The sequence below is a fragment of the Clostridium aquiflavi genome (assembly GCF_031344075.1).
Taxonomy (GTDB): domain Bacteria; phylum Bacillota; class Clostridia; order Clostridiales; family Clostridiaceae; genus Clostridium; species Clostridium aquiflavi.
In genome coordinates, this window is sequence record NZ_JAVJAN010000003.1 from 104,335 (window position 1) to 125,713 (window position 21,379).

18 protein-coding genes are annotated in these 21,379 nt (G+C 29.2%); 17 read left to right on the forward strand and 1 reads right to left on the reverse strand.

Translation table 11 applies throughout. The annotated features are described in order from the left end of the window. Window positions 1–40 precede the first annotated feature (40 nt). Together xdh and hydA are read left to right on the forward strand one after the other, a co-directional pair. Window positions 41–2,602 (forward strand): selenium-dependent xanthine dehydrogenase, encoded by a 2,562-nt coding sequence (gene xdh / locus RGC78_RS01725; RefSeq protein ID WP_309555904.1) that lies wholly within the window; start codon window positions 41–43, stop codon window positions 2,600–2,602. A 145-nt stretch (window positions 2,603–2,747) separates the two neighbouring features. Next, entirely contained in the window at window positions 2,748–4,139 is a 1,392-nt protein-coding gene (hydA, locus tag RGC78_RS01730) for a dihydropyrimidinase (RefSeq protein ID WP_309555905.1), read from the forward strand. A gap of 165 nt (window positions 4,140–4,304) precedes the next feature. On the opposite strand, the gene RGC78_RS01735 is transcribed toward hydA, so the two are convergent. Further along, on the reverse strand, window positions 4,305–4,778 hold the full coding sequence (locus tag RGC78_RS01735; RefSeq protein WP_286673938.1) for a nucleoside deaminase: 474 nt from the start codon (window positions 4,776–4,778) through the stop codon (window positions 4,305–4,307). A gap of 645 nt (window positions 4,779–5,423) precedes the next feature. Here RGC78_RS01735 and xdhA point away from each other — a divergent pair. From xdhA to RGC78_RS01810, 15 genes are all read left to right on the forward strand, one after another. After that, window positions 5,424–7,715, forward strand: a complete 2,292-nt coding sequence (gene xdhA, locus RGC78_RS01740; protein ID WP_252214599.1) for a xanthine dehydrogenase molybdenum-binding subunit XdhA — start codon at window positions 5,424–5,426, stop codon at window positions 7,713–7,715. 17 nt (window positions 7,716–7,732) lie between these two features. Next, the gene (xdhB, locus tag RGC78_RS01745; RefSeq protein ID WP_252214601.1) at window positions 7,733–8,614 is read left to right on the forward strand and encodes a xanthine dehydrogenase FAD-binding subunit XdhB; all 882 of its coding nucleotides are present in this window, start codon (window positions 7,733–7,735) and stop codon (window positions 8,612–8,614) included. Next, window positions 8,607–9,080 carry a xanthine dehydrogenase subunit XdhC gene (gene xdhC / locus RGC78_RS01750; protein ID WP_252214603.1) on the forward strand — a complete coding sequence of 158 codons (474 nt, stop codon included), beginning with the start codon at window positions 8,607–8,609 and terminating at the stop codon, window positions 9,078–9,080. The genes xdhB and xdhC overlap by 8 nt, the downstream gene beginning before the upstream one ends. A gap of 220 nt (window positions 9,081–9,300) precedes the next feature. Continuing rightward, entirely contained in the window at window positions 9,301–10,689 is a 1,389-nt protein-coding gene (locus RGC78_RS01755) for a nucleobase:cation symporter-2 family protein (RefSeq protein ID WP_252224529.1), read from the forward strand. A 234-nt stretch (window positions 10,690–10,923) separates the two neighbouring features. Beyond that, window positions 10,924–11,955, forward strand: coding sequence for an ABC transporter substrate-binding protein (locus RGC78_RS01760; RefSeq protein ID WP_252214607.1), 1,032 nt, complete (start codon window positions 10,924–10,926; stop codon window positions 11,953–11,955). Next, window positions 11,952–12,941 (forward strand): FecCD family ABC transporter permease, encoded by a 990-nt coding sequence (locus RGC78_RS01765; RefSeq protein WP_252214608.1) that lies wholly within the window; start codon window positions 11,952–11,954, stop codon window positions 12,939–12,941. The genes RGC78_RS01760 and RGC78_RS01765 overlap by 4 nt, the downstream gene beginning before the upstream one ends. Continuing rightward, window positions 12,938–13,717, forward strand: a complete 780-nt coding sequence (locus tag RGC78_RS01770; RefSeq protein WP_252214610.1) for an ABC transporter ATP-binding protein — start codon at window positions 12,938–12,940, stop codon at window positions 13,715–13,717. The genes RGC78_RS01765 and RGC78_RS01770 overlap by 4 nt, the downstream gene beginning before the upstream one ends. A gap of 73 nt (window positions 13,718–13,790) precedes the next feature. Beyond that, window positions 13,791–14,606, forward strand: a complete 816-nt coding sequence (gene yqeC / locus RGC78_RS01775) for a selenium cofactor biosynthesis protein YqeC (RefSeq protein ID WP_252224534.1) — start codon at window positions 13,791–13,793, stop codon at window positions 14,604–14,606. A 118-nt stretch (window positions 14,607–14,724) separates the two neighbouring features. Further along, the gene (gene yqeB / locus RGC78_RS01780) at window positions 14,725–15,513 is read left to right on the forward strand and encodes a selenium-dependent molybdenum cofactor biosynthesis protein YqeB (protein ID WP_252214614.1); all 789 of its coding nucleotides are present in this window, start codon (window positions 14,725–14,727) and stop codon (window positions 15,511–15,513) included. A 96-nt stretch (window positions 15,514–15,609) separates the two neighbouring features. Beyond that, window positions 15,610–16,230, forward strand: coding sequence for a sulfurtransferase-like selenium metabolism protein YedF (gene yedF, locus RGC78_RS01785; RefSeq protein WP_252214616.1), 621 nt, complete (start codon window positions 15,610–15,612; stop codon window positions 16,228–16,230). A gap of 139 nt (window positions 16,231–16,369) precedes the next feature. Then, window positions 16,370–17,407, forward strand: coding sequence for a selenide, water dikinase SelD (selD, locus tag RGC78_RS01790; protein WP_252214618.1), 1,038 nt, complete (start codon window positions 16,370–16,372; stop codon window positions 17,405–17,407). A 141-nt stretch (window positions 17,408–17,548) separates the two neighbouring features. Beyond that, window positions 17,549–18,700 (forward strand): double-cubane-cluster-containing anaerobic reductase, encoded by a 1,152-nt coding sequence (locus RGC78_RS01795; RefSeq protein ID WP_252214620.1) that lies wholly within the window; start codon window positions 17,549–17,551, stop codon window positions 18,698–18,700. A gap of 45 nt (window positions 18,701–18,745) precedes the next feature. Next, window positions 18,746–19,510, forward strand: a complete 765-nt coding sequence (locus RGC78_RS01800; protein ID WP_252214622.1) for an acyl-CoA dehydratase activase — start codon at window positions 18,746–18,748, stop codon at window positions 19,508–19,510. 51 nt (window positions 19,511–19,561) lie between these two features. Next, the gene (locus RGC78_RS01805) at window positions 19,562–20,161 is read left to right on the forward strand and encodes a nucleotidyltransferase family protein (RefSeq protein WP_252214625.1); all 600 of its coding nucleotides are present in this window, start codon (window positions 19,562–19,564) and stop codon (window positions 20,159–20,161) included. Then, the gene (locus tag RGC78_RS01810; protein ID WP_434062225.1) at window positions 20,161–21,213 is read left to right on the forward strand and encodes an XdhC family protein; all 1,053 of its coding nucleotides are present in this window, start codon (window positions 20,161–20,163) and stop codon (window positions 21,211–21,213) included. The genes RGC78_RS01805 and RGC78_RS01810 overlap by 1 nt, the downstream gene beginning before the upstream one ends. Window positions 21,214–21,379: the final 166 nt, after the last annotated feature.

The window sequence follows — 21,379 nt, forward strand, 5'->3', positions numbered from 1 at the left end:
TGGGTAATATTTAAAATTTGAATTATGAGGAGTGATAAGATTGTTTAAATTCATTCTTAATGGACAGGAAAAAAGTGTTGATGAAAATAAAAAGCTTTTAAAATATTTGAGAGATGATTGTAACATAACATCTGTAAAAAATGGATGTTCAGAGGGTGCATGTGGAACATGTATGGTTATAGTTGATGGAAAGGCTATTAAAGCCTGTGTTCTTACTACAGAAAAGGTAAATGGTAAGACAATAACAACGATAGAGGGATTCACAGATAGAGAAAGAGAAGTATTTGCCTATGCATTTACTGAGGCTGGTGCAGTACAATGTGGATTCTGTATACCCGGAATGGTTATTAGTGCAAAGGCTTTATTTAATAGAAATTTAGAGCCAACAATGGAAGAAGTTAAGAAGGCTTTAATTGGAAATATATGCAGATGTACAGGATATGTAAAAATAGAAAAAGCTATTATGATGGCTGCTGAAATATTTAGAGAAAATAAAGAGGTTCCAAAAGTTCAATGTAAAGGTTTAGTAGGAGAACCTATGGCAAGAGTTGATGCTAAAGATAAAGCTTTGGGAATAGGAGAATATACAGATGATATAAAAATTGAAGGAATGCTTTATGGTGTAGCTTTAAGAAGTAAATATCCTAGGGCATTAGTAAAGAGTATAGATATATCTGAAGCAGAAAAAATTGAAGGGGTAATTAAAATTGTAACAGCAGAAGATATTCCAGGAAAAAGGTGTTTAGGACACCTTAAAAAAGACACTCCAGCTTTAATAAAGGTTGGAGAAGAAACAAGATATCTTGGAGATGCAATAGCTTTAGTTGCAGCAGAAACTGAGGAAATTGCAAGAGAAGCATTAAAACATATACAAGTGGATTTTAAAGAATTAAAACCGATATCATCTCCAGAAGAAGCAATGAAATCTAACGCTCCTAAAATACATGAAGGTGGAAATATTCTAGTTCATGAACATTTAGTAAGGGGAAATGCTGATGAGGCTATAAAGAATTCTAAATATGTTGTTACAAATAAATTTAAGGTTCCATTTACTGAACATGCCTTTTTAGAACCAGAGGCATCAGTTGCAGTTCCAGATGGAGAAGATGGATTAATAGTTTATACAGGAACTCAAAGTATATATGATGATTTTAGGGAAATAGGTTCATTATTAAATTTAGGAGAAGATAAGTTAAGGATTATTTCAAAATATGTAGGTGGAGGATTTGGTGGTAAGGAAGATATGAGCTGTCAACATCATACTGCACTACTTGCATATATTACTAAAAAACCAGTAAAAATGTGTCTTACAAGACAAGAAAGTATAATAGTTGATACCAAAAGACATGCTATGGAAATGGAATTTACAACAGCATGTGATGAAAATGGAAAATTAACTGCAATGAAAGCAGAAATAATAGCAGATACAGGAGCATATGCTTCTCTTGGAGGACCAGTTCTTCAAAGAGCATGTACTCATGCAGCAGGTCCATACAATTATCAAAATATGGTTGTAGATGGAATTGCTGTTTATACAAATAATACTCCAGGAGGAGCATTTAGAGGGTTTGGAGTAACTCAATCAGCATTTGCAACTGAATGTAACTTAAATCAGTTAGCAGAAATGGTAGGCATAGATCCATTTGAAATGAGAATGTTAAATGCAATAAGACCAGGTCAGGTTCTTCCAAATGGTCAAATTGCTGATGAGAGTACAGCTTTAGTTGAAACTTTAGAAGCTGTTAAAGATTTTTATTACAGCAATAAATATGCTGGAATAGCATGTGCATTTAAAAATGCAGGTATTGGTGTTGGATTACCCGATACAGGAAGATGTAAAGTAGGAGTAATAGATGGAAAAGTTCATATAAGGACTTCAGCAGCTTGTATGGGTCAAGGTGTAGGAACGGTAGTAGTACAAGTTGTTGGTGAAGTGTTAGGAATTCCAGCTTCACAAATAGTTTATGAAACTCCTGATACAAAAATAACTCCGGATTCAGGAACATCAACAGCTTCAAGACAAACAGTATTTACAGGAGAAGCTACAAGAATTGCAGCATTAAAATTAAATGAAGCATTAAAAGGAAAAACATTAAAAGAATTAGAAGGAATAGAATTTTTTGGAGAATATTTAGGGGTTACAGATAAAATGGGTAGTCCTAAAGAAAATCCAGTAAGCCATGTTGCTTATGGATATGCAACTCAAGTTGTTGTTATTGATGAACAAGGGAAACTTAAAAAAGTAGTTGCAGCTCATGACGTAGGAAAGGCAATAAATCCTAAGAATGTAGAAGGACAAATTGAAGGCGGAGTTGTAATGGGATTGGGCTATGGATTAACAGAGGATTATATAATAGAAAATTCAGTTCCTAAAGTTAAATTTGGAACATTAGGACTTTTAAGAGCAACCCAAGTGCCAGAAATTACTCCTATTATAATAGAAAAAAATACACAAGAGTTATCTTTTGGAGCAAAGGGGGTTGGGGAAATTACCTGTATTCCAACAGCACCAGCAGCACAAGGAGCTTATTATAAATTAGATGGAATATTTAGAACAGAACTACCACTAAAAAATACTTTTTATAAGAAAGCAAAAAAATAATAAAGATGAGTTTCACCACTTAAAATTTTTTATGATAACTCATATGTTTTAGGTATGATAATAAGCATTGTAATTTACACTGTATATTTAGTGAAAGCAAAGAAATATAATTGATATAGAGAGAAAAATTAAGTGAGGTGATAATATGTCCTTATTAATAAAAAATGGAACAATAATAACTGCTAGTGATATTTATGAAGGAGATATTTATATAGAAGATGGTATTATAAAGGAAATTGGTATTAACATTATAAAAAAAGCAGATGAAATAATTGATGCTAAAGGTAAATATGTTATTCCAGGTGGAGTAGATGTTCATACTCATTTAAATTTAGATGTAGGAATTGCTGTTGCAAATGATGATTTTTATACAGGGACAGTAGCGGCTGCATATGGAGGAACAACAACTATTGTAGACCATATGGGATTTGGTCCTAAAGGATGTAATTTGAAACATCAAATCGATGTTTATCATGGGTATGCAAAAGGGAATGCAGTAATAGATTATAGTTTTCATGGTGTTATTCAACATGTAAATGATAATATTATTAATGAGATGGAAAAAATAGTCGAGGAAGAAGGAGTACCTAGCTTTAAACTTTATTTAACTTATGATTATATGATTGATGATGAAGGTGTACTTAGAGTATTAAATAGATTAAAAGAATTACAAGGAGTTGCAACTATTCATTGTGAAAACCATGGAAGTATAAAACTTTTAAGAGAAAAGTATGTTAGTAATGGACTTAAGAGTGTTAAGTATCACCCTTTAACTAGACCAGCTGAAAGTGAAGCAGAAGCTATTAATAGAATGATAAATATGGCATCGATAGTAGAAGATGCACCACTTTATATAGTTCATTTATCATCAGGATTAGGATTAGATTATATAAAAATGGCAAGAGAAAGAGGAGAAAAAGTATATGCAGAAACATGTCCTCAATACTTACTATTAGATGAAAGTAAATATGAACTTCCAAACGAGGAAGCATTAAAATATACAATTAGTCCTCCATTAAGATCTAAAGATGATATAGAAAAGTTATGGAAAGGAATTAATGACGGATATATACAAACAATAGCAACAGATCATTGTCCATTTTCTCTTAGTAAAGATAAGCAAAAGGGAAAAGATGATTTTACTAAATGTCCTAATGGGGCTCCGGGAATAGAAGAAAGAATTCCACTTATGTTTTCAGAAGGAGTTATGAAAGGGAGAATTAGCTTAAATAAATTTGTAGAGTTATGCTGTACAAATCCAGCTAAAATGTTTGGATTATATCCTAAAAAAGGGACTATACAGGCAGGTTCAGATGGAGATATAGTAATAATTGATCCAGAAAAGGAAGTTACATTAACAAACTCTAATTTACATTCTAATGTAGATTATTCTGCATATGAAGGGATAAAGGTAAAAGGCTATCCAGTAATAACTATTTCACGTGGTAAAATAATAGTTAAATATAATAAATTTATCGGGGAAAAGGGATATGGTAAATTTATTAAAAGATCAAAGGTAGATTTAAATAATATCTAAAACTATGACTAAGTATCACTAATTAGAAGAAATAATTCAATATATAGTATAAAATCACTGATAGCTAAAATAAGAGGTTGTCTCAAAATATATTTGAGACAACCTCTTATTCTAAATAGGTATTTATTTTTTATGGCTTTATTTAATTAATTTATTTAAGAGGTATTAATAGCTTGTTTTATTTTGATTATTTATCCACATTTTAAATGCAGCCATGCAATTTGATTTATCGATTTGTTCTAAATCTAAAACTTTTTTATCAGTGCAGTCAGCCTTTAGGAAGTTTAATATATGCTCATCTCTAAATCCTATATCAGCCGCATCTTTAACAGTGCAACCATAATAAACTTTTGATATGTTAGCCCATATTATTGCTGACATACACATTGGACATGGCTCAGATGTTGTATATAATTCACACCCAGTTAAATCAAATGTAGATAGTTTGCTACAGGCTTGTCTTATTGCATTCATTTCTCCATGAGCTGTGGGATCATTGGTACTAATAACTGTATTATTGGCAAGAGCTATTATCTCTCCATCTTTTACAATTGCAGCACCAAAAGGTCCACCTTCTAAATTCAACATGCCTTCTTTACACTTTTTCACACATAAATCCATTATATCTTTTTTTTGCATTTGAACATCCTCCATAATATGATTGAGTTTTATTAAAACTCTCTTTAGATGTAAACTAGAATTAATTAACATTAATAGCAAATTTTATGCCATAAAGTAGCTTTTGATATTTTAAAATTAAATTTTAATTTAACACTCTATTATTTGAAACTTGTGTATTTATGGTGTTTTAAAATGAAATACGAAGTTCCTAATTTGTTAATTAAAATAAGTTTATAAAATTAGTATTATCAAAACGATAAATTAATTTATCGTTTTGATAATGATAACAAAGAGTTTACAGCTAATAATATGTAATTTAATAATTTAAAATTACCAAAATGATAATAATATATATGATAAAAATTAAAATTAAAAATAATAGTGTAAACAATTACTTATATTTGCTAAAAATTTTTTATTATATCAAAAAAAATATATTTAAATTAATTAATAAATAATAGAAATTTAGTACAAAAGCACGAAAAAACTATAAATTTAATTTTGGCATGAGATATGCTACATACTAGTATTAAAAGGAGTATTACAAAAAATATATTATGATATTGAAATATTCCAATAAACAAGTACATTTTATTTGAAGCTATGTTAAAATATAGCAATAAAATATAATTCTATGCTATGTAAATTTTATGGAGGTGTAATATGACAAATAATATAGTCGGAAATAGCATAATTAGATTTGATGCTATGGCTAAAGTTACTGGTAAAGCAAAGTATGTAGATGACTTTTTTATAAGCGATATGCTTGTAGGAAAAGTTTTAAGAAGTCCTTATGCTCATGCCATAGTTAAAAATATATATACTAGTAAGGCAAAGAAATTAGAAGGGGTAGAAGCAGTTATTACACATGAAGATTTACCCAAAATTAAATTTGCTACGGCTGGTCATCCATGGTCATTAGATCCAAGTCATAGAGATATAGAGGATAGATTAATTCTTACTAATAAAGCTAGATTTGTTGGAGATGCCATTGCAGCTGTTATAGCTGTAGATGAAATAGTGGCAGCAAAAGCTTTAGAACTTATAGAGGTTGATTATGAAGTTCTTGAACCAATAGTAGATAGTGAAGATGCTTTAAAAGAAAATGCGCCAATAATTCATGAAGAAAGACCTAATAATATTTTAAGTTCTTTTGGATCAGAAATTGGAAATGTAGAAGAAGACTTAAAAAAGGCAGATAGAATATTTGAAGGAAATTTTGAAACAAGTATAGTTCAACATTGCCATATGGAAAATCATAGTACTTATGCTTACGTAGATGGTGAAGATCGTATAGTAATAGTTTCTTCAACTCAAATTCCTCATATTGTAAGAAGAATTGTTGGACAATCATTAGGAATCCAATGGGGTAAGATAAAAGTTATTAAACCTTATGTTGGTGGAGGGTTTGGAAATAAGCAAGATGTAGTTATTGAACCATTAACGGCCGCTATGTCTCTTGCTGTAGATGGAAGACCAGTAAGATATACATTAGATAGAGAAGAATGTTTTATTGATACAAGGACAAGACATTCTATGAAAATTAAATTTAAAACAGCAGTATCAAAAGATGGAAAATTAATATCATTAGATATAAAAAACCTTATAAATAATGGGGCTTATGCATCTCACGGTCATTCTGTTGCTTTGAGTGCTGGAGGAAAATTTAGAGGCGTATATGATTTTAATTCAATAAAATATAGCCCTACAACAGTTTATACAAATTTACCTGCAGCAGGTGCAATGAGGGGATATGGAGCACCTCAAATGTGCTATGCACTAGAAAGTCATATAGAAGATATTTGTAGAGCTCTTAATATGGATCCTATAGAATTTAGAATTAAAAATTTTATTACTGAAGGTTATGTTGAACCTCTTAGTAAAAATGTAGTTCGTGCATTTGCATTACCAGAATGTATTGAAAAAGGAAAAGAACTAATTAAATGGGATGAGAAAAAGAAAGAATATAAGAATCAAAGTGGAGATAAAAGAAGAGGCGTAGGCATGGCTTGCTTTAGTTATTTCACAGGCACTCATCCAGTAGCATTAGAACCTGCTGGAGCAAGAATAGTAATGAATCAAGATGGATCAGTTCAATTGCAAATAGGAGCAACTGAAATAGGACAAGGTAGTGATACAGTTTTTGGACAAATGGTAGCAGAAATTCTTGGATTAAAAATAGATATGGTACATGTAATTTCAAATCAAGATACAGATATAACTCCTTTTGATACTGGTTCATATGCATCAAGACAAACATTTGTAAGTGGAGCTGCAGTTAAAAAATGTGCATTAGAAGTTAGAGATAAAGTATTAGCATTTGCAAGTAGTAAATGTGGTTTAGAAGCTAGTGAATTAGATATTGTAGATTGCCAAATTGTTGAAAAAAGATTGGGTAGAGTAATATGTTCACTTGAGGAAATTGCTATGGAATCATATTATGATAGGATTAAATGTTGTCCTATAACTAGTGATACATCAGTTAATGTTAGAGTTAATGCAATAGCTTATGGTGCTACATTTGCAGCAGTAGAAGTTGATATTAAAACAGGTAAAATAGAAGTTTTGGAAATATATAATATTCATGATTCTGGTATGATTATGAATCCTATGTTAGCTGAGGGACAAGTTCATGGTGGAGTAAGTATGGGACTTGGATATGCCTTATCAGAACAAATGTTATTCGATAAGAAGACTGGTAAGCCATTAAATAATAACCTTTTAGATTATAAATTACAAACAATAATGGATACTCCGACTATTGGTTCAGCTTTTATTCAAAGATATGAACCAGCAGGTGGATTTGGACAAAAGTCTATTGGAGAAAACACAACAGTTTCACCAGCACCAGCAATTCGTAATGCTGTTTTAGATGCTACAGGAGTGTCATTTAATAAAATACCGATGAATCCACAATCTGTTTTTGAAAAATTTAAGGAAGTTGGATTAGTGTAATTTAAGGAGGACTTAAAATGTTTGATATTAAGGAGATATTAGAGCCAGAAAATTTAGAAGATGCATTGGAATTATTAGATAAAAATAAAGAACTTAAGATAATAGCAGGAGGTACAGATGTTTTAATAAAATTGCATCATCATAGAATGAAAGATGCAGAATTATTGAGCCTTAGGAGAATAAAAGGTATTGATGAAATTAGAATGTTAGAAGATGGATCAATAGAAATTGGTGCAATGGCGTCATTCTCAAAGATATTTAGAGATGATATTGTACAAAAACACATAAAAGTTCTGGCTGAAGGTGCGGTTTCCATGGGAGGACCGCAAGTTAGAAATATGGCTACCATTGGTGGAAACGTTTGTAATGGTGCTGTTTCAGCAGACAGTGCACCAGCATTATTTTCACTGAATGCTAAATTAAAATTAAAAAGTAAAAATAGCGAAAGAATTATTCCTATACAGGAATTTTATAAAGGACCAGGTAAAGTAGATATAAAAGTTGATGAAATATTAACTCATTTAATAATAAAAAAAGAGGATTATGAGAACTTAATAGGTCATTATATAAAGTTTAGTAATAGAAAAGCTATGGATATAGCTATGGTCAGTGTAGCAGTTGTATCTTTAATTGAAAATGACAAGTTTAAAGATTTAAGGATTGCATTAGGAGTATCAGCTCCAACTCCAATAAGATGTAGTGAAGCTGAAACTTATGCTAAAGGACTTGAAATAACTGAAGAAAATATTGAAAAGATTGCTAAGCTTGCAGTAAACTCATCAAAATCAAGAAATTCATGGCGTGCATCTAAGGATTTTAGAGAGCATCTAATTAAAGAGTTAACTAAAAGAGGAATAAAAAAGACTATAGAAATAGAGGGAGAAAAAGAAAATGAGTAATGCAAAAATGAAAAAAATATCAATGATAGTAAATGATAAATCTTATGCATTAGAAGTTGATATAAGAGAATCTTTACTTGACGTTTTAAGAAATAAAATACATTGTACAGGTGTAAAGTGTGGATGTCATGTTGGCGAGTGTGGGGCTTGCACTGTATTAATAGATGGAGTGCCTACTGATTCTTGTATATATATGGCAGTTTGGGCAAATGGAAAGAGTATCGTAACAATTGAAGGTGTTAAAAAGGATGGCAAATTATCAAAAGTTCAACAAGCTTTTATTGATGAAGGTGCTGTCCAATGCGGATTTTGCACACCAGGACTAGTGTTAACGTCTACAGCTCTTGTTAATAGTGGAAAAAAATATACTGATGCTGAAATAAAAAGAGAGATTTCAGGGCATTTATGCCGTTGTACAGGATATCAAAAAATATTTAATGCAACTAAGAAATCTTTACAAAAATAATTAAGATGAAAGTTTTTAATATAGATTGAAAATTAAATATGCAAGAGATAAAAGCAGTAAGGACAATATAAAGGTTTTTGGTGAAAGATGAATTTGTTATTTGGAATATTGACACTAAGGAAGATTACTACGGTTTGCTTAGATTACTTATAGATGAGTATATATTCTAAAAAATATATTACTTAAATGTATATAAATAAGTTTATAGGAGGTATTTTTAATGTCATCAGAAAATAACACCAAAACAGTTGATAAAGTAAATGAAATGTTACCTATTGGTCAATTAGCAACTTTTGGCTTACAACATGTTCTAGCTATGTATGCAGGAGCTGTTGCAGTTCCACTAATAATTGGAGCTGCTGTAGGCTTAAGTCCGGAACAACTATCACTCTTAGTAGCTGCAGATCTGTTTACTTGTGGTATAGCAACTTTACTTCAAGCTATAGGTATTGGTAATTTTGCAGGTATTAAGTTACCAGTAATATTAGGTTGTACATTTGCAGCAGTAGGTCCTTTAATTATTATTGGTAAAAGTCTTGGTATGGATTATGCTTATGGATCAATAATAGTTGGAGCTATAGTTATAATACTAATAGCCCCTTTATATGGAAAACTATTAAAATTTTTTCCTACTGTAGTTACTGGTTCAGTTGTAACAATTATTGGATTATCTTTGATTAATGTTGGAATTACTAGTTGCGGTGGCGGTGCTAATGCAACTGATTTTGGTAGTGTACGTAATATACTTCTTTCTATCTTTGTAATGTTAGTTATTCTTATATCTAATAAATATTTAAAAGGTTTCTTTCAATCTATTGCTGTATTAAATGGTATTATTCTCGGAACAATTGTAGGAGCATTTATGGGAATGGTAGACTTCTCAGTTGTTTCAGAAGCTAAATGGATAAGCTTTGTTAAACCATTTACTTTTGGTATTCCTAAATTTAATGCTGGTGCAGTATTCATGATGACATTAGTTATGGTGGTTGTTATGATTGAGTCAACAGGTACATTTTTAGGTGTTTCTAAGCTTTGTGATAAGAAATTAAATGAGAAAGATATTGTAAAAGGTCTAAGAGCAGAAGGTATTGCAACTATTTTAGGTGGCATATTTAATTCATTTCCTTATACAACATTTAATCAAAATCTTGGTTTACTTTCATTAAGTAAAGTATTTAGCAGATTTGTAGTAGTTGCTTCAGGTATCATACTTATGGCATTAGGACTTATACCTAAATTTGCAGCTTTAGCAACTATAATTCCTCAACCTGTAATTGGTGGTGCTACTACAATAATGTTTGGTACTGTTGCTGTTGCTGGTATTAAAATGTTACTTGATATAGATTTGGAAAAAAATTCTAATGTTTTGATAGTAGCGACTTCTTTAGCAGTTGGATTAGGAATAACTGCTGTACCAACTTTATTATCTCAAACACCTCAATTTGTACAATCAATCTTTGGAAGTGGAATAGTTTCAGGTTCAATAGTTGCGATAGTTTTAAATGCATGGTTAAACTATGGTGAGGCTGAAAGTAATTTTAGTGATAATTGTGATGATGATAATCATATTAAATTAAAAGATAGACAGGAGTGTAAAATAAAAAGTTAACTATAATAAATTTACATTTAGATTATAGTAAATATAGAAAATTAATAAATATCAAATTACAAAAAATAAAAGTTTATATCAAACCTAGTATTTTTATTTATATTAGGTTTGATTAAAAATAAAATATATTGAAAAATAAATCATATTTTATACATAATTGCAAAATTTATACTGGGAACATAAGAATAAATATGTAATAATGTAATTAAAATACAAATAAGGAAGGGGTACCATATGAGAAAATTAAAAAAAGTTTCATCAGTAATACTAGCATTTATATTAATAACAACTTTTTTTATTGGATGTGGAAAAAGTAAAGAAGTAACAAGTAATGTGGATAAAACTATTACTGTTGAAGATCAATTAGGAAGAAAAGTAGAGATAAAAAGTGACGTAAATAAGATAGTTTCAAGTTATCCTATTACAACCTCACTTTTGTTAGCTTTAGGCCTTAAAGATAAACTTGCAGGTGTTGAAATGAACCCTAAGGTTAGAGAACTTTATAGGAGGATTGCACCAGAATTTTTAGATAAGCCACAAGTTAGTTCAGCTAAAAGTGTAAATGTAGAAGAATGTGCAAAGATAAATCCAGATTTAGTTATAATTCCAACTAGAACTAAAGAAATGATTCCAAAGTTTGAAGAACTTAATATTCCAGTTATAGCTGTAGAACCAGAGTCATTAGATTCATTTTTAAATTGTGTAAAGCTTTTGGGCAAATCTACTAATACAGAAGATAGAGCAAATGAAATAGTAAAATATTACGAAGATAATTTAGAAAAAATAAAGAAAATAAATGAGAATAATACTAATAGACCTAAGGTTTATTTATCAGGAAGTGCAAATGTTTTAAGAACATGTACATCAAAAATGTACCAAAATTATATGATAGAAGCTTCTGGTGGAAATAATGTAACTTCATCTCTTGAAGATGGTCATTGGGTAAATATATCAGCTGAACAATTGTTAGCTTATAATCCAGATATAATTTATATAGTTCAATACGCAAAATATAATGTAGAAGATGTTCTTAATGATGAAAGATTAAAAGACGTGAATGCAATAAAAAATAAGAAAGTCTTTGTTATTCCATCAGTAATAGAACCTTGGGATTATCCAACTCCATCATCAATTCTAGGTATTCTTTGGATGACAAATAATATTAATCCAGATAAATATTCAACAGAAGAATTTGAAAAGACAGCAAAAGATTTTTATAAAAAATTCTTTAATTTAGAAGTAGATAATAAGGATATTGGAATATGAATTTAAAATATTCCAAAGTGATAAGCAGTATTGTTTTATTGTTGTTAATAATTATCTCTCTATTAATAGGTAGATACCATATTAAACCAATAGATATAATAAACACCATGTTACATGGACAATCTCATTCATTAGAATTTAATTTAATATGGAACATAAGATTTTCAAGGGTAGTATTAGTTTCAATAAGTGGAGCTGCATTAGCACTATCCGGAATTGTTTATCAAAGTATTTTTCAAAATCCTATAGTATCTGCTGATGTACTTGGCGTAAGTTCAGGAGCTTCGCTAGGTGCAGCAATTGCCATAGTATTTTTACCTTTTTCGCCAATAATAATTCAAGTAATGGCATTTGTTTTTGGAATAGGGGCAGTTATTTTCTCATTGCTGTTATCTAGGCAAATGAGAAGTAATAGAATATTAGCTCTTATTATAGCGGGAATTGTAACTGGTGCAATATCATCATCATTTTTAATGATAATAAAGTATTTAGCAGATCCATATAAAGAATTGCCATCAATAGACTTTTGGTTAATGGGTGGGTTTTATAATAGCACATGGAAAAGTGTGATTTATGTATTTATATTAACAACTATATCAGCAATAATATTATTTTTATTAAGATGGAAATTAAAAGTACTTACTATGGGAGATGACCAAGCAAAACTATTAGGAGTAAATGTTAAGGTTATTAGAATAATTGCTATATTTTCAGCAACTCTTTTAGTATCAACTGTAGTTTCAGTAGCAGGTATTATAAGCTGGATAGGTTTACTAGCACCTCATATAGTAAAGTTTTATGCTAAAGATGATATATCAGAGGTTATGGGATTAACTATGGTAGTTGGAGCAACAATCCTTATAATAGCAGATACTATTGCAAGGAGTTTAACTTCAGTAGAAATTCCAGTTAGTATATTAACTTCGTTAGTTGGTGCACCATTTTTAGTTTATATTCTTAATCGAAAGGAAAATACTATTAGATGAAAAACGATTTAGAAATAAATAATTTAACTGTTAAATATTCAAATAAAACAGTACTAAAAGATATCAATTTAGCACTTAATAAAGGTGAAGTTACAATACTTTTAGGATTAAATGGAGCTGGAAAAACTACCTTATTAAAGTCTATGATTGGACTTATGAAAAGAACTACTGGTGAAGTAATTTATGATAATAAGGATATATTAAAACTTTCGAATAAAGAGAGAGGAAAATTAATATCTTACATTCCTCAAAATTTGCATACAAGCCAGAATTATAGTGTACAAGATGTAATTCTTATGGGGATTACACCATACCTTGGAATGTTTGATATGCCAAGTAAAGAGCATCATGAATTAGTTAAAGATATTTTAAAAAAATTAAATATAGAATATTTAAAAGATAAGTATATAAGTGAAATAAGTGGTGGAGAAAGAAGGCTAGTTTATTTAGCAAGAATATTTATTCAAAATTCTAATATCATACTTTTGGATGAACCAAATACTTTTTTAGATTATGTAAAACAGCATGAATTTTTTAAATTTATCAGTGATTTGATAAGAAAAAATAATCTAATTAATTTAATTACAGTACATGACATTAATTTAGCACTAAGATATGCAGATAAGATAGTTATATTAAGTTCTAATGAAATAGTTGATGTTATAGATTGTAAAGTTAATGGGTATGAGAAAAAATTTGTGAGTTTGATGGAAAGAATCTACAATAAAAAACTTGAAATTGCTTATACAAAATTTGGTCCAGTTATAGTTTGTTAGTATGGAATATAGTAAGTTAACATAATAAAGTTTAACATTTTAAAACTGCATAAAGGAGATAAGTTAACATAATATGAAAATTTTTAAATGCAAGAATATGAAAATAGATAATGTAACATCGCTAATACAAGCCTTAAATATAGATATTAATAAAAAAATGATAATTTCATTTGTTGGCGGTGGTGGTAAGACAAGTTCAATATATGAATTAGGATCTGAATTAATTAAATTAGGTAAGAAGGTCATTATAACGACTACAACTCATATGCAGATGCCTGAAAAAAATTTTGTTTTAACAGATAAAGAGAATGACATTTTAAATTTATTAAATACTGAAAAGATGATTACTGTAGGACAAAAATGTATTAAGAAGTCTGATGAGGATAAATATAGAAATCTAACTCGTAAAGAAAATACTATATGTGATAAAAATAAAGGTAGAGAAAAAATACAAGGCTTTTCAATTGAATCTACTAAAAACCTAATAGAATATTGTGATTTTTTATTGATAGAAGCAGATGGAGCAAAAAGATTGCCATTAAAAATGCCAGCAAATCATGAACCGGTAATACTAGAAGAAAGTAATTTAGTTATAGGGGTATGTGGTATTGATGCAGTAGGTCAAAGTATTAAAGAAATATGTCATAGAAAAGAATTAGTTACAGAGTTTTTAAATGTAGATGAAGAACATAAAATCAATGAAGAAGATATAGCTAAGATTTTATCAAGTGAAAAAGGTCAAAAGAAAAATGTTAAGTGTGATTATAAAGTGATTGTAAATAAAGTGGACGATGAAGAAAAATTAAATATAGCTAAGAATATTTTTAATGAATTTTTAAAGCTAGGAATTAATGAATTAATATTCACAACTTTTAAAGGTGATATTTAAAAGTATAAAGTTTTAACGGAATGTGATATATGCATAAGAAAAAGTGGACTGAGTAATTAAATCAGTTCATAAAAATTTAAGGTATATAGTTTATAAATATTAAAAGGAGTATGGAACTATGATAGTAATAAAGGGTGCTGGAGACTTGGCAACTGGAGTTGCCACTAGGTTAAAAAAATGTGGATTTGATATAGTTATGACAGAAATTTCACAGCCAACTACAGTAAGAAGAACAGTAGCCTTTTCGCAAGTTGTTTATGATGAAAAAGTAGAGGTTGAAGGGATAACAGCAGTGCTTGCTTCAAATAAAGAAGACATAAATAAGATTGTTGAAGAAGGAAGAGTAGCAGTTTTAGTTGATGAAAAAGCAAAGATAATAGATGAAATTGAGCCTGAAATAATAATTGATGCTATTATAGCTAAGAAAAATTTAGGTACAAAGATTGATGATGCAAATATTGTAATCGCTTTAGGTCCAGGATTTACAGCAGGAATTGATTGTCATTGTGTTATTGAAACAAAAAGAGGTCATTATTTAGGCAAAGCGATATATAAGGGAAGTGCTATACCTAATACAGGAGTTCCAGGTGAAGTAGGTGGTTTTAGTAAAGAGAGAATAATAAGAGCTACAACTGATGGAAAAATAACACCTATATCAAAGATAGGAGATTATGTGAAAAAAGGTGATATTGTAGCATATGTTAATGAAACTCCAGTTTTTGCAAAATTGGATGGTATAGTACGTGGAATGCTTCAAAAAGATGTTAATGTTTTTAAAGGAATGAAAAGTGGAGATATTGATCCAAGATGTGAAAAAAATCATTGTTTTACAATTTCAGATAAAGCTAGATCAATAGGCGGAGGTGTTTTAGAAGCAATTCTGCATTTGAGTAATTTTAAGTTTTAGTAGAATGTTGATATTTGCATACATAAAGCAGACTTAGAAATTTACTTTAAGAATACTAAAAAGCAAATTTAGAAGAGTATATTTAGGAGGATTATTATGAATAAAATAGTTGATGCAAAGGGAAAGAATTGTCCAATACCTGTAATAATGGCTAAGAAGGAAATTGATAATGGAAATGTTAATTTTGTAGTTGAAGTTGATAATAACATAGCTAATGAGAATCTAAAGAAATTAGGAAATAGTATGAGCTTTGAAATAAAATCCCAAGAAGTTAATGGAATATTTAAAGTACATTTTTTTAAGGGTGAAGCAGATAATAATGAATCAGAAATCTGTGAAGAATGTAATGAAATAATAGAAGAAATTAAAAGGGATAAATTAAGTAAATGGTCAATATTTATTGGAAAAGAAATTATAGGTTCTGGAAGTGAAGAGCTTGGAAAGTCTCTTATGAAGATGTATTTTTATACAATGACAGAATCTGATGATTTACCAAAATCAATTTTATTTATGAATGAAGGAGTAAAAATACCAGCATTAAATGAACAAGTTGTAGAGCATCTAAAAGATTTAGAAAAAAAAGGTGTTGAAATATTAGTTTGTGGTACATGCCTTAACTTCTATGGATTAGAAGAAGAATTGAAAGTTGGAAAAGTAAGTAACATGTATGAAATATCTAATTATATGAAAGCATCATCAAAAGTTATTACTTTATAGCATTAGGAAAGTTTTTAGAAGTGTGTTGATATATACATAAGTAGAGTAGATTGAGTACTTTAATGTATTAACATTACATTAAAACATGATCCAAAATCAGAAAAATACTTTGAAGTAATAAGTAAGGGGGAGAGACTATATGTCAAATGATATAAAACTTACGAGTTTAACTAAAAATTCAGGGTGTGCAGCTAAGATAGGACCGGGAGTTCTTCATAGTGTATTAAGTAGTTTACCTAAGTTTGAAGATGAAAATTTAATTGTAGGATTTGATACAAGTGATGATGCTTGTGTATACAAAATTAATGATGATACGGTAGTGATAAAAACAGTAGATTTTTTTCCGCCAATGGTAGATGATCCATATACTTTTGGACAAGTTGCAGCAGCTAATGCCCTTAGTGATGTTTATGCTATGGGTGGAAATCCTTCAATAGCAATGAATTTAATTTGTTTTCCTTCTTGTTTAGATATATCAATTATGCGTGAGATACTTGCAGGAGGTTACGATAAGGTAAAAGAAGCTGGAGCAGTAATTGCAGGCGGGCACACTATAGCTGATCCAACACCTAAATATGGACTTTGTGTAAGTGGATTTGCACGTCCAGAAGAAATACTTTCAAATAGCAATGCTAAAACTGGAGATGTACTTGTACTTACTAAACCTTTAGGAATTGGAATTATGAATACTGCGGCAAAGGCAGAATTAATAGATGAAAAGAAAATTAAAGAAGTTACATCAATAATGTCTACATTAAATAAGTATGCTAAGGAATGTACTTTAGGATTAGAGATTCATTCATGTACTGATGTTACAGGATTTGGACTTGTTGGTCATAGTTATGAAATGGCAAGTGGAAGTAAAAAGACGATAGAGCTTTTTAGTAAATCTGTACCAATTATAGATGGAGCATTAGATTATGCAAAAATGGGAATTATACCTGAGGGTATGTACAATAACCTTGATTATTTAAAAGATAAGTTTGCAGTAGGAGCTAATATATCACAAGAGTTACAAGATGTATTGATAGATCCACAAACATCAGGAGGGTTATTACTTTCACTTCCAGAAAAACATGCAAAAGAATTTTTGTCAAGAATGGAAAATTTCACTCCATATGCTAGGATAATAGGTCAAGTACTCGATAAGAGTGAAAAGCCTATAATTATTAAATAATTTGGATATGTTTGTAGTGTATTGTTATATGCATAAACAAAAATAGAGTGAGTAATTTAACTTGGAAATCCTAAAATGATTATAATCTAATTTTTAAAATATCAAAATATTAAAAAACATTATAAATAAATGGAGGGTATTATGGAATTACAGAAAAATTTACCAGAAATATTTGAAGAGTTTGCAGAAGGAAGAAGAAATGCATTTATTAAGGCTAAAGAAATTAAAGATAAAAATATACCTTTAATTGGAGCATTTTGTACTTACTTTCCACAAGAATTAGGATTAGCTATGGGGGCAGCTACTGTTTCAGTATGTTCAACATCTGATGAAACTATTGCTGCTGCAGAGCAAGATCTTCCACGTAATTTATGTCCTTTAATAAAATCTAGTTATGGTTTTGCTAAGACTGATAAATGTCCTTTCTTTTTCTTTTCAGATTTAATTGTTGGAGAAACAACTTGCGATGGAAAAAAGAAAATGTATGAATATCTTTCAGAATTTAAACCAGTACATGTTATGGAGCTTCCAAATTCTCAACGTGAAGATGGATTAGAATTATGGAAAAATGAGATTATTAGATTAAAGTCATCTTTAGAAGAAATGTTTAATGTAGAAATAACAGAAGATGATATAAAAAGAGCTATAAAAATAAAAAATAATGAACGTAAAGCATTAAAGAAATTTTATGAATTAGGAAAAAGAGAACCAGTCGCAATATTAGGACAAGACCTGTTTAAAGTTATAAATGGAACAACATTTAGCTTTGATAAAGAAAAAATTCCAGAGCAAATTAATGAGGTAATTGAAAAGATTAATTCTGAATATGAAGCTGAAAAGAAATATGAATCTAAACCTCGTATATTAATAACAGGATGTCCTATTGGTGGTGCAACCGAAAAGGTTATTAAAGCAATTGAAGATAATGGAGCTTATGTAGTTGCTTTTGAAAATTGTAGTGTTGCAAAAGCCGTTGATGAATTAGTAGATGAAGAAAATCCAGATGTTTATGATGCTCTTGCACGTAAATATTTATCTATTGGATGTTCTTGTATGACTCCTAATCCAAATAGAATTAAACTTCTTAATAAAATGATTGATGAATATAAAGTAGATGCTGTAGTTGATGTGATATTAACAGCTTGCCACACATATAATGTTGAGACTTTATCAGTTAAAAGATTTGTAAATGATGAAAAAAGTAAGCCATATATGAGTGTTGAAACTGACTTTTCTCTTAATGATATTGGTCAATTAAATACTAGAATGACTGCATTTATAGAGATGCTTTAGGTTTTAGCAATATACAAATGTTAAGAAGATATGAGGAAATAAATTATGAGTAAATATACTTTAGGAATTGATTCAGGATCAACAACTACTAAAGGTGTATTGTTTGATGGTAAAACAATTATTAGAACAATGCTTGTAAAAACAGCAGCAAAACCGAGGGAAAGTATTTCTAAAATCTATAATGAACTGTACTCTAATAACGTAAAATATACAATAACGACAGGTTATGGTAGAGATTTATTAAAAGAAGCTAATAAAACTATTACAGAAATAACTTGTCATGCAAAAGGGGCAGCATTTCTAAATCCTAGTATTAAAGGCGTTATAGATATAGGAGGACAGGATTCTAAGGCTATTTCATTAGATGAATCATTAAATGTTGTAGATTTTCTAATGAATGATAAATGTGCTGCTGGAACTGGTAGATTTGTTGAAGTTATGATGAGAATTTTAGAGGAAGATATAACTGATATTGATGAGTTTGTAAAAGATAGAAAGCCTGTAAATATAACTAGTATGTGTACTGTTTTTGCAGAGAGTGAAATTATTAGTCTTCTTGCAAAGGATGTTCATAGAGGTGATATTGCCCTTGGAATTATTCATTCAATTTGTAGACGAACAGCTAATTTTGCTCAAAAATTGAATTTAAAAGATGAGATATTTTTTAGTGGTGGACTCGCATCCTCAGAAGTTTTTAGAGCAACACTTGAAAGTTATCTTAAACAAAAAGTATCAATTAATGAATTAAGTCAGTTTGCAGGGGCAATTGGTGCAGCAACTATTGGATATAAAAAATTAAATAAAAAATAATAAGGAGAATTTACACAAAATATTTATTAAGATGTGTAGTTAAAAATTAATATGATGAAAATAAATTTGATATTATTAGCATCAGGGGATAGTACCAGGTTTAGAAGCAATAAGCTATTAACTATTGTTAATAATAAACCAATGTATATGAATGTAATAGATGAGGTTTTAAAAATAAATTTTCATAAAATAGTTTTAGTTACTCAATATGAGGAAATTAAATTAGCTTTGTTAAACAAAAACATTGAAATTGTTATGAATAAAAATAGTGAACTTGGAATATCTCATTCTATTGAGCTTGCAATGAAAAAGGATGTTGAAGCAGATGCATATATGTTTATGGTTTGTGACCAACCATTTATAAAAGCACAAACTATAGAAAATTTGATATTTAGATTCATGGAAAGTAAAAAAGGAATGGCATGTGTTGAGTTTAATGGAAACTTAGGTAATCCAACTATATTTTCAAAAAAATATATTGATGAATTGCTTAATTTAAAAGGTGATGTTGGAGGAAAAGCAGTTATGAAAAAACACCTTGATGATTTAGAAAAAATTTCCATTATTAATGAGATAGAAATTAAGGATATAGATACTAGAGAAGAATTAATTAATATATCCTACAATAATATATATGAGGTAAAAGAGTGATGAAGAAAAAATTTTATAAAGATCTTTTTGAAAAGTTAAATTTAAACAAAGAAGTATTTATAGTAACTGTTATACAGGGATCATATGATGGTAAAAATATAGCAGGACAAAAACTATTTAAAAGCAAGAAATTTATGGCTATAGAAAATGATAATCTTAAAAATTTCTGGGATGAAATTTTAAGTGAAATAGATTTTAATAAAGGCACATATGTTTTAGACCTTGATAATGATATAAAATTGTTTATAGAGTATATTATAGGAAAACCTAATTTAATTATTTGTGGTGGTGGACATGTTGCCTTACCTTTATGTGAAATGGCAAATTTATTAGAGTTTAATGTTACTGTAATCGACAATAGAGAAGAATTTGCGAATAAAGGAAGATTTCCTATGGCAAGTAATGTTATATGTAAAGATTTTAATGAAGCATTTGAAGAAGTTGAATTTAATAAAAATAGTTATTTTGCTATAGTTACAAGAGGGCATAAATGTGATAGAGAGTGTTTAGAAATAATACTTAAAAATGACTTTTACTATGTTGGAATGATTGGAAGCAAAGGAAAAGTACAATTTGTAATAAGTAGTTTATTAGAAAAAGGATATAAAAAAGAAGACATTGATAAAGTGCATACTCCAATAGGTCTTAGCATAGGAGCAAAAACACCAGCAGAAGTAGCGGTAAGTATTTTATCAGAAATAATACAAATAAAAAATGAAAAAATAATAAGTACTATACCAGATGATATTTCTAATACTATATTAAATACAAATGAACCAATGATTTTAACTACAATAATTGAGAAGCATGGATCAGGGCCTAGAGATCCTGGAACAAAAATGCTTATAAAGAAAAATGGTGAATTTATTGGCACTGTTGGCGGTGGAAGTGTTGAATATTCAGTTTATAAAAGGGCATTAAAGTTATTTGAAGAAAAAGAATCTATTTTAGAAGAATATGATTTATCAAATTCTGCTTCTGCAAAACTTGGTATGGCTTGCGGTGGACATATAAAAGTATTTTTTGAATTTATAAATTGTAATAACAAATAGTATTAAATAATTAAATACAAAAATAAAAACTCTAGCTAGAATAAAAAAATTCAAAATTAGAGTTTTATTTTATTTAAGAAAATGGCTATGTTTTAGCAGAGTGTTGATATATGCATAAGCAAAGTGGACTGAGTAATTGAACTTAGGAATGCTAAAATGAGTATAG